This window comes from Exiguobacterium sp. BMC-KP (genome assembly GCF_001275385.1).
Taxonomy (GTDB): domain Bacteria; phylum Bacillota; class Bacilli; order Exiguobacteriales; family Exiguobacteriaceae; genus Exiguobacterium_A.
The window spans coordinates 1400183-1414302 of the sequence record NZ_LGIW01000015.1 but is presented as its reverse complement, the minus strand read 5'-3'; the positions used below and the strand labels follow the sequence as shown (position 1 = coordinate 1414302).

The window sequence follows — 14120 nt, the reverse complement described above, 5'->3', positions numbered from 1 at the left end:
GGACAGTGAAGCAGACTTCACTGTCCTTTTATTGTTATATCATGCATGTGCTGAATCTTTTAAATGACGCCATACTTTTCCATCACAGTATGATAGAGAAGCACATTTCTGTTGCAAGACTAGTTTTTTTAGTTCATGTTCAATCTGGGATTCAGGAGCGTCATAAATAAAGGCAATTTCAGCCGTAGTTGCTGTTTCATACCGTCTCAAGAATTGTTCAAGTGGTGGCTTCGGTTGTTTTTCGATTGTATGATCCAGTAACTCACTTAAGATCGAAACATACACCAAATACTCATAAGGTCCTTCTGCTTTGATGGCTTCCTCGTCACCGACAAAAGCGAGTGTCGGAAGAATCCGAACATCCCATTCGGTGACTAGTTCGGTTTCTTTCTCGAGCATTTGCTGAATTGTGTCTGACGACACATCGCGATGGAACTCATCTAAATCCAAACCATACTCCGTTAATGCTTCTGCTAGTCGCATCAACGATGGACGACTATATGCACTTTCTCCTTCGACGTTATGAAGCATCCGAAGGCGTCGCATGAACCGCATACCAAACGTTTTTCCTTGCAGTTCGATCGCTTTTAGAATGACGAGTGGTGACATGTCGCATGCAGATCGTGATGGAGCACATGGAATCGTCGCAATCGTCCGAAGACGGAACAAATGACCATATTCTAGTTCCAGTTTCTTGAGAACGGGTATCAACCGTAAACCATCCGTTTGTGTCACATCTAGAAAATGATAGATTTCCAGAGGTTTCGTCGGTTGTTGAATCGATGGTTCGTCCAATGAACAATATGATCCGTTACATTGTGCGTGTTCCATCCGTTCACCCCTTCCTGTTGTTATCGTTACCCTATTTTAGCAACGAAAAAAAAGAAAGAGCAAAGGTTTTGCTTGTTCACTTCTACACGAGAAATCAAGAAAGCGCTTTACGTTCCATGAAGCGAACGATTTTATTTTTTGTTTCACGCTGTGGAATGTCGTGTTCTAAAAGGAGTTGCTCGAAGTCCTTTTGCCCTTGTTTGAAGTTGCTGACTTCAAACTCTAACTCATAATCGGTATGTCCGAGATAACGACTTTTATCAAGGACGAGTAAACCTTCCGGAAGCACGATGTCGATTCGTTCCGTCTCTAATCGACCTAAATGCTCTAAAGATCCTTGTAAGTCAAACGATTTTAGCTGGTGATTCATCTCATCAGAATGAATCAGACCATATTTAAATAGGTCTTCCGCTTCATTTGCTGATAACGTAACATGCGTTTCAAGCAATCCATCTTCGTGAGGTTGTTTTAAAGTAAGGACGAGTCCTTGCTTTTTTTCACGGATTCGTAAAGCAGCACCTTTTTTTCGAAGTTCAAAATCAGGCGTATCAAAATAATCATTTGCTTGCCAAATGGGTTGTTTAGTTGATGCATAATGGGTAAATAACGATAGGTATTCTTGTTCAGACAATAAGTTCTTAAATTCGATTTCCAATTCTTGTCTAATCGGAATCACGCCTTTCTAGTTGAATGTCTGAAAATATGATAACATGAATGAGGTAGGAACACGCACTGAACCAATACTATTCGATTAAAAGTGGTGACAAATCAGATGACAAAAGAAAATTGGGATTTATTTCTTGCACCGTACCAAATCGCGGTCGATGAGTTGAAAGTCAAGCTAAAAGCGATTCGTAAACAATTTCAGCAACGGGGAGAACATTCACCGATTGAATTTGTCACAGGACGGGTCAAACCTGTAAAAAGCATTCTTCAAAAAGCGGAACGAAAAGCAATTGCGCGGGATTCTTTAGAACAAGATATGCAGGATATCGCCGGATTACGTATCATGTGTCAATTCGTTGATGATATCATTCATGTCCTTGAACTATTGCGTTCGCGTGGTGATTTTAAGATCGTCGAGGAACGAAACTACATTACTCAAAAGAAGGATAGTGGTTATCGATCGTATCACGTTATCATTGCTTATCCGGTTCAGACAATCGAAGGGGAAGTACCGACGTTAGTGGAGATCCAAATTCGGACACTTGCGATGAACTTCTGGGCAACGATCGAACACTCGTTGAATTACAAATATCAAGGCAATATTCCGGAAGAGACGCGTGAGCGACTGCGACGTGCGGCAGAAGCAGCGTTTTTGCTCGATGCGGAAATGAGTCAACTGAAAGTAGAAATTCAAGACGCACAACTCGTCTTTCAACGTGACGCCAAGGCGTCCGAACGATTAAAAGAGTAGGGGGATGACCATGCGTTTTGCAATCACGGCTCGCGATGATGAGCGTTCACATGCACTTAAACAAGAGCTCGAGCAGGCATTGACGAATCGGGGATGCGTCCTTGATGTCAGTCAACCGGAAATCGTCGTCTCGATTGGTGGAGACGGAACGATGTTACAGGCGTTTCATTCGTATCTCGATCAAGTAGAGACGATCACTCTTGTTGGAATTCATACGGGGCATCTCGGTTTTTATGCGGATTGGCGCCCGGAAGAAATGGATGAACTGATCGATCATATCGCGAAGCAGGATTTAGCGACGGTTCAATATCCATTGCTTGAACTTTCGATTGATTATGCGGACGGTTCTCACAACCAACTACTAGCCTTGAATGAATGTACGATTAAGAGTTTTAACCAAACGCTCGTCTGCGATTTGTCGATTCGAGGTGATTACTTCGAGACGTTCCGTGGTGATGGATTATGTGTATCGACACCATCAGGTTCGACAGCATACAATAAAGCGCTCGGCGGAGCAATCGTCCACCCAGCGCTCGAAGCAATTCAAATTACAGAGATGGCATCGATCAATAATCGTGTTTACCGGACGATTGGCTCGCCGATGTTGTTACCGAAACATCATGATGTCGAAATTCGTCCAGTCAACCCAATTGATTTTCAAATGACGTATGACCACTATGCTTCAATCATTCATCAAAACGTAACGTCGATTCGGTGCCGAGTCTCAGATAAAAAAGTGAAATTTGCTCGTTTTCGTTCTTTCCCGTTCTGGCAGCGGGTTCGGGAATCTTTCCTAGCAGACGAAAGACGTTAATGTAGCATGTAAAGGGAATGGAAATATGAATGGATTTCAGCTACAACAGACGGTAAGCGATCTCGAAGACGGATGGCGTGTCAGTCATTTTTGCACGACGCGTTTAGGGATCTCGCGAAAAATGTTAGTATCAATCAAAAATCACGGGGATATTACGAGCAACGGGCAACACGTCAATGTTCATGATGTCTTGCGTGCGGGCGATCATGTCCATGTCTTTTTCCCGGAGGAGACGCCAGCACCCGATATGATTGCGACAGAAGGAGAACTTGATATCCTGTTTGAAGATGAGTGGCTACTTGTCGTCAATAAACCGCCGGGTATGGCATCAATCCCTTCACGATTACATCCGGAACGCTCATTGTCGAATTATGTCCTTGGTTATTATCGAAAACAAGGAATCCCATATGCGATTCATATCGTTAATCGTCTTGACCGTGACACGAGTGGTCTTGTCTTATTTGCGAAACATGGATTAGCCCATCACCGGATGAGTCTTATGCAAAAGTCAAATGAGCTAGAACGACATTATTTAGCCTATGCACCTGGACACGTACCAGCACAAACGATTAATCAGCCAATCGGTCAAACCGATCATTCCTTCATGGAACGGATGGTACGACCAGATGGTCAACGGGCTATTACTCATATTTTAAATAGCCGTCCAGTTCAAGCCTTTGACCAAGAGCTGTCGTTACTTGATATTCGACTAGAGACAGGACGGACACATCAAATTCGTGTCCACCTTGCGTTTCTTGGTCATCCTTTGATTGGTGATACGATGTATCAGGGTCAGCCGTTACTGCCGCGTCAGGCACTTCATAGTGCGTTAGCATCGTTTCTTCATCCTGCAACAGGAGAACGGGTTCGATTTGAGGCACCGCTTCCTGAGGATCTCCGAATTGAATGATTGATATACGCTAAAAGGCAGTGGATCAAGTCCACTGCCTTTTAAACGTACGCTTAATCTTCATCGAACATGGAAATCCGTGACTGAGAAGCGATTGCCATGATTAATCCTAGACCGACGAGGTTTACGATCATCGTCGATCCACCGTAACTGATGAACGGTAGAGGGAGACCTGTGATTGGTAAGACACCGATCGTCATCCCGATGTTTTGGAAGATCTGGAACGTAAACATCGCGACGTATCCTGTCACGATATAGGTCCCAAATGGATCCGCCGTCTCCAGTGCAATTTGAATCAAGCGATAGACGAAAAGGAACAAGACGATCAATACGATGGCAGCACCGATGAAACCATAATGTGAGGCAATCGTCGTAAAGATGAAGTCTGTATGCAACTCGGGAACGAATACTTGCAGTTTACCGTAACCAACGCCGAACATTTGACCTGAACCTGTCGCGTTGATTGCTTGGACGAGCTGATACGACAGATCATCCGCATATTCGAAAGGCTGCAACCAAGCCATGATCCGGTTCATCGCGTGACCCGGGAAAAAGGTTGCGAGTAAATCGTTCTGGAAAAAGAATAGGTAAAAGAAGATGATGACAGCACCTGCGAACAGACCAAACATCGTTAAAAGCCATTTCCAGTTCAGTCCTGATAATAACATCGCACATGCTAGGATGACACAGAGAATCAAACCGATCCCTAAATCGGGCTGGATGATGATAAGACCAAGTGGCAAGGCAGTGACAGCGACCATTTTGATAAGTAATAAGAAGTCACGTTCATGCTGAACATAGCGTGCATTGTGTTCGGTGATGACGGCAGCGAGCGAAACAATCAAAAAGAATTTCATGAACTCGGCCGGTTGCACAGTACCGATGACTGGGAACTGATACCAACCATATGCTCCTTTGATTTCAGTGACGATTGGTGTGCCACGGAAAATGACAAGACCGATTAATGATAAGATACCTGCTCCATATAAAAACCAGTGGAATCGCTTCAACTGTTCATAATCGATGAAAATGACGACGGATAGCGCCATGAATCCGATGACATACCATTGAATTTGTTTGGCAGAGAAGTTGATGGCACTGATCGCACCTTTAAGCGAAGGTTGAGCCGTATAGATGGCGATGACGCTGATGACCATCAGACAGGCGAGTAAAAAAAGCAACGTATGATCATAACGTTGTGTAAATGATTTGAATCGATTCATTTCATCCCTACTTTCTATCATTCTCTATATTACCGTAATTTATCAAATTCGCAATATCAAGAGCGATGGTTGACAGAAGCGTTACGTTTTTGTAACCTGAAGATAGGTTTTATTACCAGGTACTAATTCAAGGGGGACTTTATCATGAATATTTATCCTTCACTCGAAGGCAAGACGTACGTCGTCATGGGCGTCATCAACCAACGCTCGATTGCATGGGGCATCGCACGTGCGCTTGACGCTGCTGGAGCAAGCCTGGCATTTACATATGTCGGGGAGCGTTTTAAGGCACCACTTGAAAAATTAGGGCAAGAATTGTCACGTCCGGCTTCTTATTATACGTGTGACGTTACAAGTGATGAAGAAATCGAGCAGGTCTTCCAAACGATTCATGCGGATCATGGTAAGATTTCGGGGATTGCACACTCGATCGCATTCGCAGATAAAGAAGCACTTCGTGGTGAGTTTTCTGGTGTGACACGCGAACAATTCGCGCAAGCACTCGATATCTCTGCCTACAGCTTGACGGCAGTCGTCAAGGCGGCGAAAGATTTCTTCACGGAAGACGCATCCGTCATCACATTGACGTATCTAGGCGGCGAGAAGATGGTTCCGAACTATAACGTCATGGGTGTCGCAAAAGCAGCACTAGATGCAAGTGTTCGTTACTTAGCTGCTGAATACGGTCAGCAAGGTGTTCGTGTCAATGCAATCTCAGCTGGTCCGATCCGGACAGTATCAGCAAAAGGTGTCGGCGATTTCAACTCAATTCTCGATAGCATCGAAGAACGTGCGCCACTTCACCGTAACGTCACGACAGAGCAAATCGGTCAAAGTGGACTGTTCTTGCTTTCACAAATGTCGAGTGGCGTAACAGGAGAAATCCTTCACGTCGATAGTGGATTCCACATTCTTTAATAGATAACAGATTGAATCAAGCTTTCCTGAGAAGGGGGCTTGGTTTTTTTTGTGCTGGATCGGGGAAGTGTCAAATATGAACATGATGAAGGAGAGAGGAAGTGTAATGGATGAATGCAATCGATTTTACAGTTGTACAATATGTGAACCGTCAAGTACGTGTCGATCCACAGTTAAAGACTGAGCCGGTCGCTCGGGTTCAACCGATACGCCCAGTCGATCCTTACCGAGAACATGAAACCCAGGATTTTTTAGAAGAACAGGCAAATGCATATGGTGTGTTGCCAGAACTAAAACTTCCCGGTCGAAGCTTCGACCGGGAAGTTTAATCATTCATTGACCTGTGAAGCGGAATGTCTCATAGACACTCCAAGCACCATTTTCTAATTCATACAATAACGCCATTTTCGTTACATCCTCTTGGAAGCGAATATCTTCCATTTTGAGACGTTCTAGCACATCGAACAGTTCGACATCGGACAGTTCTTGACCAATCGTGATATGCGGCAAGAAATCATATTTTGGCTTATGTTCGAGTGGACCCGTATGCAGAGCGCGATGTAATTGCTCTAATTCATCGGTTGGCATCACTTTAAGGAACAAAACATTGTTCGTCGGATGAAACGAACGAGCTCCTTGAATGTGCAGATTGACTGGCTTAGTCTCAGATGCAATCCGATTCAATTCAGTGACGATATGGTCTAATTCTGTCTCGTCCATCTCCATCCGCTCCCGTAGCGTGATGTGAGGTGTGATTAGTGCATACTTCGAGTCATATCTCTTTCGATATGAATTGGCAAAATCTTGAACGCGTTTCGATGGAAACAATACAACCCCGATGTTCATCGAAAATCCCCTACTTTCCCCTGAAATGATAACGCTTTACAAAATAATCATGACGGATTCTGGCTTCGATGTCAAAGAAGTTTGAGAGGAGCTTTAGAATCCGTGTATACTAATGAGGTACTTTGTTGGAGAGGTGGATACAGTCATGAAGAAAACACATTCAAAAGAGGTCAAACAAGCAGCAATTGATAAGCTACATGAACGCGGGGTGACAATCCACGCGATTGCTGAAATCGTGTACCAAATGCAAGCCCCATACACAGTGGATCTGACAATCGAGACATGTGTTAGTTCTGTTGAACGTGTTCTTGAAAAACGTGAATTACAACATGCGATTCTCGTCGGAGCAGAACTAGACATCTTGGCAGAAAAGGGTTTATTATCAGAACCACTCTTGTCCATCATCCAAAGCGATGAAGGACTATTTGGCGTCGATGAGACGATTGCGATTGGTGCCGTCAATACGTATGGGTCGATTGCTGTAACGACATTTGGATATTTAGATAAAGCAAAGGTCGGAATCATCAAAGAACTCGATACGAAGCTTGGAGACGGAAAAGTCAATACGTTCATGGATGATATCGTAGCAGCGATTGCGGCAAACGCATCCGGACGTCTAGCACATCGTTTACGAGATAAGGAAGACTATTCAGCAGAAGAATTAGAAGAACGTAAGGGAACATACTGATGCGGGGTGCAAGAACAGCTTGGGTGGGTGCATCTATCGCGGTTGTCCTATTCGTGATTATTGCTGTCTCGATTCGTATGACGGGTTACTTTTTATTTGATGCACAATTATCGTCGTACATGTCTCAACAGGTTCCAGGAGATTACGTCTCTTGGTTCACTCAACTAGGCTCAGGTCCAGGGGCGATGACGATGACGGCGTTACTTGGAATACTCAGCTATGTCTTGTGGCGAGACCGCATCGCAAGCATTTGGTATGTGATAATGGCGATATCAGTAGGGGTGTTGAATCAGGTCGTTAAGTTTGCCTTTGTTCGAGAGCGTCCGTCATTAAATGAACTGGTTGGCGGCGTAGGATACAGTTTTCCGAGCGGTCATTCTGCCATGGCATTTGCCGTCTATGCTGGATTTCTTGTTGTCGCTTTCCGCCATCTTAAAACGGGTGGGAAGGTTCTTGTATCCGTATTGACGATTGGATTGTTTCTCGCCATGGGAGCTTCACGAATCATTCTGAACGTTCACTATTTCTCAGATGTAATCGGTGGTTATTGTTTTGCTGCGATTATTCTTTGTAGCTCCTATGCCTTTATTATCTCACGCAGAAAAAAAGGAGTGGCTTGATGTTAGTGTTAGATGTAGATCATAGCTTATTGTTTGATGAAGAGACGATGCGTTCCATCGATAAACCGACTTTACTTGTCGAACGAGTCGCTGGACGACCGCGCTTCATGACGATGCGAGCGCATCTTAGATTAAAGCGATTAGTATCAATCGACGGTGTCATTCCGGTGACGAAACGAACGAAGGAAGAGTACCAGCAGTTGGAACTCTTTCAAATCGATGCGCCACCTAAATGGGCAATCATTGCCGGTGGAGAAGTTTTGCTTAAAGACGGGAAAGTGGATCGTCGATACGAAAATTGGTTACGGCAATTTAATAAAAAAACATCCCTTGATTCGATTCTTGAGTATCTCATTGAAATGGAGCAAGTATCGTTTGATGTATATCCTTCTGAAACATTATCAAGTTTAATCACACTTCCGCATGATCCTATTCAGCGGACAACGGATGAAGCTTTGTTATTAGAAGAATTATTTCTTAAATATGAAACAACATGAAAAAACCGGACGGTCTCAAACAGACCGTCCGGTTTTCATCGTTTAGCGTAAGATATCAAGTTGCCGGTAAAGGAATCTCATCGAACCAATACACACCGACCGTCTCAGCACCAGCGTGTGCCAAGATAGAAGGACCGAATTGTGTGATGTGGACATTGATTCCAGGATGTTCTGTTACGATCAAACGTTTTAGTTCTTCAGCAGCAGCATGAGCGAGCGTGTGACTGACATAAAGCGTCCGATCATATACACCATGAGCACTGACTTTTGATGAAATTTCACTGACCATTTCTTTAAAAGCTTTTTTGATGGAACGGACTTTTTTAAATGGGACAAGTCGTCCTTCCTCATTAAATTGAGCAATTGGTTTAATATTGAGCATGTTTGCTAATAAAAATTGACTTCCAGAGACACGTCCGCTCCGTCGCATCGTCTCCATATTTCCGATGATCAGATAAAAATGCGATTTGTGCTTGAATGTCTCAAGCGTAGACATGACTTCATCTGGACCTTTACCAGCAGCAACGAGTCGTTGTGCGATTCGGACAAGTTCTTGCTGATTCGCAGCACCTGTATACGAATCAATTGCGTATAAGGGGAAACCGACGGCTTCAGCTGCAGCGACGGAACTCGAATACGTGCCGCTCAATCCACTCGTGATATGAATCGCATACCCGTAATCATAGCCATCTTCAAGTAATTGTTCATACAAGGTCACGAAGTCACCGAATGATGGTTGAGAAGTCGTCGGTGAAGCGTGAGCATCTTCTCGCATTTTTTGATCAAGCTGTTCAATCGAGATATCGACATACTCCCGGTAAGACTCTCCGTTTAAGATGAGTAAAGTCGGTATCACATGGACTCCGATTTTTTCAGCCTCTCCTGGCTCAAAAAAAGCCATGCTGTCGGTAATCCAAGCAATCTTATCCATGTATATGACGCCTCCATTAATATAACCATTTTGTTCATCATACCATAGCGATGAAAGCGGAATCACTAGCTAGCGCGTTTTTGTGTAATAGAAGCACTGGAAACGTGTCCAAACCATGAACTGATACCGAAGGCGATGAGTGTTGGGAATAACCATTCTAAACTTTGATCTACTAAAGGTAAGGATTGATAGAACGTTTTAAGATTTCCCGGGAAAAGCGAAAGTTGATTCAACGCACTACAGAATGAGAAGAAAATCGTTACTCCAAGAGTTGATTGATAAACGACCGACTTACGACGGAACAGATGACGCATGAATGTCAATGCGATCAAGACGATGACGATTGGATAAAGGAACATCAATACCGGAACAGCGATGGATAACAATGTCTGCAATCCGACGATGGATACCGTAAGACCAAGAACAGTCGTGAAGATACTTGCCGCCTTTAAAGATACACGGTTGGAAATCGTCATCATATATTCTGCAAATGCGGTGACGAGACCAACTGATGTCGTCAAACATGCAAGCAAGATCGCAAGACCAAGTACAGCTAAACCGATTGAGCCGAATGCAGTATTTGCATAATGCTGAAGAAGTGCTGGACCATCAACTTTTCCGATGGCGGCAAATGTGTTACGTCCGATCATTCCAAGTCCGACATAGACGAGAGTCAAAGCAGTGGCAGCGATGATTCCGGCACGAGTGACGACTTTAAATTGTGCATTTCGTTCATGAACGCCGCGGCTTTTCAATGTATGCAGTACGACGACACCAAATACCAAGGCACCGAGTGCATCAAGCGTTAAGTATCCTTGAAGGAAACCTTGAATGAATGCCTGTCCAGTCGTCTCATACGCCTCGTTCGGTGAAGCGACACTCGAAAGTGGCGAAACGATGCTACTGATGCTTAATGCGGCAAGAGCAATCAGTAATAATGGTGTGATGAAACGCCCGATGATCTCGAGTAATTTTCCTGGTCGTAGTACAAGATAAAGCGTGGAAAGGAAAAAGAGACTCGATGAGATGATCAACGTCATTTGTGAGGGAGCACCAAGGAATGGTACGACTCCGAGCTCATACGTGACGACGGATGTTCGCGGAATCCCGAAAAAGGGACCGATCGCAACATAGAGTGCGAACGTCAAGGCAGCACCTACAAAACGTGGGAGCGGTGCAGCAAGTGTTTTGATGCCACCTCCGATAGAGGCAACTGCCAGTAAGCCGAGTAAAGGAAGACCGACACCCGTTACGATAAAACCAAGGATGGCAGGAAGGAACTGTGAACCCGCAAGCGCACCGAGTTCCGGTGGGAAGATCAGGTTACCCGCACCGAAAAATAAAGCAAAAATCATAAATCCTAAAGCAAATGTATCTTTTGTCTTAAACATGTGTTGTCCTCCATTCATCCTAATTTCATAAAAAAAGCCTCATCCACTAAATTTGTGGATAGGCGTCGTTTGCTCAGACGCCTTGTCGAAATGACGAAAAGGGCCTGGATCTTCATTTTCTCAAACGAGAAATGAATCTTCAGTCCCTACTCTTAATCACAATCAGTCGTTCTTGGATGAGTGTAGCGTGTGTCATGTTTAAAACCTCCTGTTTGAATTTTTCTAAGAATAACATGATGAATCTAATAAAACAATATTTTCTGAAAATTCACCGCCGAGTTTTTTAAAATAGAGAACGCCTCGAGCAGAAATAGGATTCTCTGTTTGAGGCGTTTCAGATAAAAATATCAGCTCGTTGCAATCGAGCGTGTTTTTTTATGGCGTTTTAATTTATGGAGGAGCCAAGCGTGAACGACCTCACAGGATTGACGCGGTAACGTCAGTTCCACAAGCGATTCCTGCTGTTGCCCTTTGATGATGAAAAGACCGTTTTCTTCATCGACCGGGGCGATGGTCATTGAACTCGCTTCATTCAGCGACAATTTCACTTCACCGAGCGTTGCATCCTTTAATTTCAGGATGTTCCCATTTGTCGCAAATTTCGTGAATGAGCCAATTCCGTTCACTTTTAACTGATCCATATTGAATTCCTCCTTCTGCTGATTCCAGTGCTTTCCCTATAAAAAACCGGGTCTAACTTCTATCTTTAAAAGGTTATCCTCATTATAGCGAAGTCTTCACAAGATGCTAGTCTTATTTTGTGTGAAAATTCGAATAATTTTTTAAAGATATTGTCATATAGAGAGAAATAGTTGTTAAGAGGGAGTCGTCATTTAAAATTCAAATAGAACAAAAGCATCCTTTTCCAAAAAGAAAAAGATGCTAAAGGTCAATCTAACTCAAAACTCCATTTCTTCTTGCGACAAACTAACGTTCCTCGTCGAAGGATTGATTCTTTCTCTGCTTCAAAATCTTCACGTAATACACTCATATCTTCATATCGTCCTGCCACATATACGGGGATTGTAATATTTCTTGAGAAAACAGATCGTTTTGCACTTTCAAAATCAATCAAAACGCCTTCTCCGAGAAGTTGACGGATGTGAATCATGATTTCAGCTGTTAAAGCAATCGAGGCAACGGATCGAGCATGCTGTCGAAATTTCCGTTGGACGAGGTCGGCGATCAGTTGTTCCACTCGTGACCAATCTTTTAAATAAACAGAAGCATGAAGACCATCGTATTCGCTAAAATAAACCAGTTCATTCTCGATCGAGTCAAGGAAGGGAAGTGGTGTTCCTCGTTTCATATGCATTAGAAATAATAATTCCGCGATTTCGACATCCGTCAATACATCGAGCGAATGGGATGAGCGAATATCAATAGCAATCAAAGGATGACGCTGAATATCCGTTGATTGTGAAAACTGTTCGATTTCATGTGCTTCGATATAATGAAGCATCGTTCGAAAAGATTGTTTCGTCTGTTTGAAATTACTTCCTGAAATGAGTAAAGGACGTTTCAAATCGACTGCTGCAGCGAAATCAGAGAAATGGACCCCCGACATCGTCAACCGTTGATTTTCCTCGTCCTCATATAAGTAAAGTAACGCACTCGACATACCACTTCGCTTCCTTTCCATGACTAATTACTTCATAATTTAATAGTAGCAAAACTTCGAATTGCCTGAAAGGATATTTACTTCTGAAAACGGGCATACTACATAGAGAAGCATAAAGAGGGGTGATGGAGCATGTGGGGCTTGCGAAAGCCATTCCCGGAATTGCGGACCGAGCGCTTCATATTACGTGAGCTCGAAAACCGCGACGCACGTGAATTGTTTAAAATCTTATCAGATGATGAAGTCATGTACTATTATGGATCGGATCCGCTCGTGACGGTCTATGAAGCCAAAAATGTCATCAGTTACTTTAAGGAACAGTTCACGCAAGGTAAAGCGATTCGCTGGGCAATTGCTGATGCGCAAACGAATCAATTGATCGGGACGATCGGTTTTCATAACTGGCTCTCTCAATATCATCGGGCGGAGATTGGTTTTGAAGTCAGTCAAGATCATTGGCAACGTGGTGTCGCTTCGGAAGCGGCGAGGGCTGTTCTGACATATGGCTTTGAAGAATTTGCTCTCCACCGGATTAGTGCTCTCGTTGCACCTGAAAATATCGCTTCCAATGCATTAGTACAAAAATTAGGATTTCAAGCTGAAGGATTATTAGAAGATTATGCATACAGTCATGGTCGTTTCATGGATTTGACGATGTATCGTATGCTCGCATCTGAATGGAAGGGATGAGGTAGTCAATGGAAAAACAAACACTTGTGCTCCTACATGGATTTACAGGAGGAACAGATTATTTTAATCGAGTAGAGGCGAATTTACGACATTCTTTCGATGTATTGCCGTTAAGCTTACCGGGGCACGAGGGACTCGATGTCGGACCAGATACGATTGAGGGGTTTGCCGAATGGGTCATGCATGATCTTGAGCGACGTGGTATTGAAAATCCAATCATCATTGGACATTCCTTTGGCGGATACATTACCGCGGCAATCGTAGAAGCGTATGCCGATCAAATCAGCGGGTACGGTCTTGTGTATTCGACAGCAAAAGCAGATGATGAACAAGCGAAACAAAAACGGAACCAAAACATCACGCGTGTCGAAGAAGTCGGCGTAAGAGAATTCGTCAATGGTCTCGTTCCATCCTTATTCGCGGAAGGGGCAGATGAATTTGCGGTTGCTGAAGCACTTGAGATCGGATATATGATGACAGTCGAAGGAGCTATCCGCGCGCTTTCTGCGATGCGAGATCGCCGAGATATGACAAGAGCGCTGACTGAATCAACAGTCAAAGGTGTCATTATTCATGGTAAGAAAGATCAATTGATTTCAAAAGAAAATGCCTTTGCACCAGTGAACGACCATCTCTTACATCGCTCAACAGAAAGTGGACACATGGGGATGCTTGAAACACCGGATGCATTCGTTGCGATCATCGAGGAAGCATTCAAGTAAC

General features: G+C 43.7%; 18 protein-coding genes. 10 read left to right on the top strand and 8 right to left on the bottom strand.

What is annotated here, in order from left to right:
- Nucleotides 1-39: 39 nt before the first annotated feature.
- Together ADM98_RS13230 and ADM98_RS13225 are read right to left on the bottom strand one after the other, a co-directional pair.
- A complete protein-coding gene (locus ADM98_RS13230; protein ID WP_050677567.1) occupies nucleotides 40-831 on the bottom strand; it encodes a DsbA family protein in 792 nt (263 codons plus the stop codon).
- Nucleotides 832-925: 94 nt separating this feature from the next.
- A complete protein-coding gene (locus tag ADM98_RS13225; RefSeq protein WP_053454558.1) occupies nucleotides 926-1486 on the bottom strand; it encodes a CYTH domain-containing protein in 561 nt (186 codons plus the stop codon).
- Nucleotides 1487-1603: 117 nt separating this feature from the next.
- On the opposite strand from ADM98_RS13225, the gene ADM98_RS13220 reads away from it, so the two are divergent.
- Genes ADM98_RS13220 through ADM98_RS13210 form a run of 3 tightly spaced genes read left to right on the top strand, consistent with a single transcriptional unit; the run spans nucleotide 1604 to nucleotide 3972 of the window.
- On the top strand, nucleotides 1604-2248 hold the full coding sequence (locus tag ADM98_RS13220; protein WP_053453907.1) for a GTP pyrophosphokinase: 645 nt from the start codon (nucleotides 1604-1606) through the stop codon (nucleotides 2246-2248).
- Nucleotides 2249-2258: 10 nt separating this feature from the next.
- On the top strand, nucleotides 2259-3062 hold the full coding sequence (locus tag ADM98_RS13215) for an NAD kinase (protein ID WP_053453906.1): 804 nt from the start codon (nucleotides 2259-2261) through the stop codon (nucleotides 3060-3062).
- A gap of 25 nt (nucleotides 3063-3087) precedes the next feature.
- Nucleotides 3088-3972 (top strand): RluA family pseudouridine synthase, encoded by an 885-nt coding sequence (locus tag ADM98_RS13210; RefSeq protein WP_053453905.1) that lies wholly within the window; start codon nucleotides 3088-3090, stop codon nucleotides 3970-3972.
- Between the two features lie 53 nt (nucleotides 3973-4025).
- Here the strand turns inward: ADM98_RS13210 and ADM98_RS13205 are convergent, their stop codons facing one another.
- A complete protein-coding gene (locus ADM98_RS13205; RefSeq protein WP_053453904.1) occupies nucleotides 4026-5195 on the bottom strand; it encodes an FtsW/RodA/SpoVE family cell cycle protein in 1170 nt (389 codons plus the stop codon).
- A gap of 144 nt (nucleotides 5196-5339) precedes the next feature.
- On the opposite strand from ADM98_RS13205, the gene fabI reads away from it, so the two are divergent.
- Nucleotides 5340-6113, top strand: coding sequence for an enoyl-ACP reductase FabI (fabI, locus tag ADM98_RS13200; protein ID WP_029342212.1), 774 nt, complete (start codon nucleotides 5340-5342; stop codon nucleotides 6111-6113).
- 110 nt (nucleotides 6114-6223) lie between these two features.
- A complete protein-coding gene (locus ADM98_RS13195) occupies nucleotides 6224-6442 on the top strand; it encodes a hypothetical protein (protein WP_035406634.1) in 219 nt (72 codons plus the stop codon).
- Between the two features lie 4 nt (nucleotides 6443-6446).
- On the opposite strand, the gene ADM98_RS13190 is transcribed toward ADM98_RS13195, so the two are convergent.
- The gene (locus tag ADM98_RS13190; RefSeq protein WP_053453903.1) at nucleotides 6447-6959 is read right to left on the bottom strand and encodes a YjcG family protein; all 513 of its coding nucleotides are present in this window, start codon (nucleotides 6957-6959) and stop codon (nucleotides 6447-6449) included.
- Nucleotides 6960-7104: 145 nt separating this feature from the next.
- Between ADM98_RS13190 and ADM98_RS13185 the strand changes: the two genes are divergently transcribed.
- Genes ADM98_RS13185 through ADM98_RS13175 form a run of 3 tightly spaced genes read left to right on the top strand, consistent with a single transcriptional unit; the run spans nucleotide 7105 to nucleotide 8764 of the window.
- The gene (locus ADM98_RS13185; RefSeq protein ID WP_034786059.1) at nucleotides 7105-7647 is read left to right on the top strand and encodes a phosphatidylglycerophosphatase A family protein; all 543 of its coding nucleotides are present in this window, start codon (nucleotides 7105-7107) and stop codon (nucleotides 7645-7647) included.
- The gene (locus ADM98_RS13180) at nucleotides 7647-8267 is read left to right on the top strand and encodes a phosphatase PAP2 family protein (RefSeq protein WP_053453902.1); all 621 of its coding nucleotides are present in this window, start codon (nucleotides 7647-7649) and stop codon (nucleotides 8265-8267) included. Before ADM98_RS13185 ends, ADM98_RS13180 begins: the two co-directional genes overlap by 1 nt.
- On the top strand, nucleotides 8267-8764 hold the full coding sequence (locus ADM98_RS13175; RefSeq protein ID WP_053453901.1) for a hypothetical protein: 498 nt from the start codon (nucleotides 8267-8269) through the stop codon (nucleotides 8762-8764). Before ADM98_RS13180 ends, ADM98_RS13175 begins: the two co-directional genes overlap by 1 nt.
- 55 nt (nucleotides 8765-8819) lie before the next feature.
- Here ADM98_RS13175 and ADM98_RS13170 read toward each other — a convergent pair whose 3' ends face one another.
- From ADM98_RS13170 to ADM98_RS13155, 4 genes are all read right to left on the bottom strand, one after another.
- The gene (locus ADM98_RS13170; protein WP_053453900.1) at nucleotides 8820-9695 is read right to left on the bottom strand and encodes a DegV family protein; all 876 of its coding nucleotides are present in this window, start codon (nucleotides 9693-9695) and stop codon (nucleotides 8820-8822) included.
- Between the two features lie 65 nt (nucleotides 9696-9760).
- The gene (gene brnQ / locus ADM98_RS13165; protein ID WP_053453899.1) at nucleotides 9761-11086 is read right to left on the bottom strand and encodes a branched-chain amino acid transport system II carrier protein; all 1326 of its coding nucleotides are present in this window, start codon (nucleotides 11084-11086) and stop codon (nucleotides 9761-9763) included.
- Nucleotides 11087-11433: 347 nt separating this feature from the next.
- Nucleotides 11434-11727: a hypothetical protein gene (locus ADM98_RS13160; RefSeq protein WP_050677561.1), complete on the bottom strand. Its 294-nt coding sequence runs from the start codon at nucleotides 11725-11727 to the stop codon at nucleotides 11434-11436.
- Nucleotides 11728-11975: 248 nt separating this feature from the next.
- On the bottom strand, nucleotides 11976-12707 hold the full coding sequence (locus ADM98_RS13155; RefSeq protein ID WP_053453898.1) for a hypothetical protein: 732 nt from the start codon (nucleotides 12705-12707) through the stop codon (nucleotides 11976-11978).
- Nucleotides 12708-12839: 132 nt separating this feature from the next.
- Between ADM98_RS13155 and ADM98_RS13150 the strand changes: the two genes are divergently transcribed.
- Together ADM98_RS13150 and ADM98_RS13145 are read left to right on the top strand one after the other, a co-directional pair.
- On the top strand, nucleotides 12840-13397 hold the full coding sequence (locus ADM98_RS13150; protein ID WP_053453897.1) for a GNAT family N-acetyltransferase: 558 nt from the start codon (nucleotides 12840-12842) through the stop codon (nucleotides 13395-13397).
- An 8-nt stretch (nucleotides 13398-13405) separates the two neighbouring features.
- On the top strand, nucleotides 13406-14119 hold the full coding sequence (locus ADM98_RS13145; RefSeq protein WP_053453896.1) for an alpha/beta fold hydrolase: 714 nt from the start codon (nucleotides 13406-13408) through the stop codon (nucleotides 14117-14119).
- Nucleotide 14120 lies beyond the last annotated feature (1 nt).

Excerpts from the sequence above, each read along its gene's own strand:
- ADM98_RS13230 (WP_050677567.1), bottom strand. The coding sequence starts at position 831 with ATGGAACACGCACAATGTAACGGATCATATTGTTCATTGGACGAACCA.
- ADM98_RS13220 (WP_053453907.1), top strand. The coding sequence starts at position 1,604 with ATGACAAAAGAAAATTGGGATTTATTTCTTGCACCGTACCAAATCGCG.
- ADM98_RS13215 (WP_053453906.1), top strand. The coding sequence starts at position 2,259 with ATGCGTTTTGCAATCACGGCTCGCGATGATGAGCGTTCACATGCACTT.
- ADM98_RS13210 (WP_053453905.1), top strand. The coding sequence starts at position 3,088 with ATGAATGGATTTCAGCTACAACAGACGGTAAGCGATCTCGAAGACGGA.
- ADM98_RS13205 (WP_053453904.1), bottom strand. The coding sequence starts at position 5,195 with ATGAATCGATTCAAATCATTTACACAACGTTATGATCATACGTTGCTT.
- fabI (WP_029342212.1), top strand. The coding sequence starts at position 5,340 with ATGAATATTTATCCTTCACTCGAAGGCAAGACGTACGTCGTCATGGGC.
- ADM98_RS13195 (WP_035406634.1), top strand. The coding sequence starts at position 6,224 with ATGAATGCAATCGATTTTACAGTTGTACAATATGTGAACCGTCAAGTA.
- ADM98_RS13190 (WP_053453903.1), bottom strand. The coding sequence starts at position 6,959 with ATGAACATCGGGGTTGTATTGTTTCCATCGAAACGCGTTCAAGATTTT.
- ADM98_RS13185 (WP_034786059.1), top strand. The coding sequence starts at position 7,105 with ATGAAGAAAACACATTCAAAAGAGGTCAAACAAGCAGCAATTGATAAG.
- ADM98_RS13180 (WP_053453902.1), top strand. The coding sequence starts at position 7,647 with ATGCGGGGTGCAAGAACAGCTTGGGTGGGTGCATCTATCGCGGTTGTC.
- ADM98_RS13175 (WP_053453901.1), top strand. The coding sequence starts at position 8,267 with ATGTTAGTGTTAGATGTAGATCATAGCTTATTGTTTGATGAAGAGACG.
- ADM98_RS13170 (WP_053453900.1), bottom strand. The coding sequence starts at position 9,695 with ATGGATAAGATTGCTTGGATTACCGACAGCATGGCTTTTTTTGAGCCA.
- brnQ (WP_053453899.1), bottom strand. The coding sequence starts at position 11,086 with ATGTTTAAGACAAAAGATACATTTGCTTTAGGATTTATGATTTTTGCT.
- ADM98_RS13160 (WP_050677561.1), bottom strand. The coding sequence starts at position 11,727 with ATGGATCAGTTAAAAGTGAACGGAATTGGCTCATTCACGAAATTTGCG.
- ADM98_RS13155 (WP_053453898.1), bottom strand. The coding sequence starts at position 12,707 with ATGTCGAGTGCGTTACTTTACTTATATGAGGACGAGGAAAATCAACGG.
- ADM98_RS13150 (WP_053453897.1), top strand. The coding sequence starts at position 12,840 with ATGTGGGGCTTGCGAAAGCCATTCCCGGAATTGCGGACCGAGCGCTTC.
- ADM98_RS13145 (WP_053453896.1), top strand. The coding sequence starts at position 13,406 with ATGGAAAAACAAACACTTGTGCTCCTACATGGATTTACAGGAGGAACA.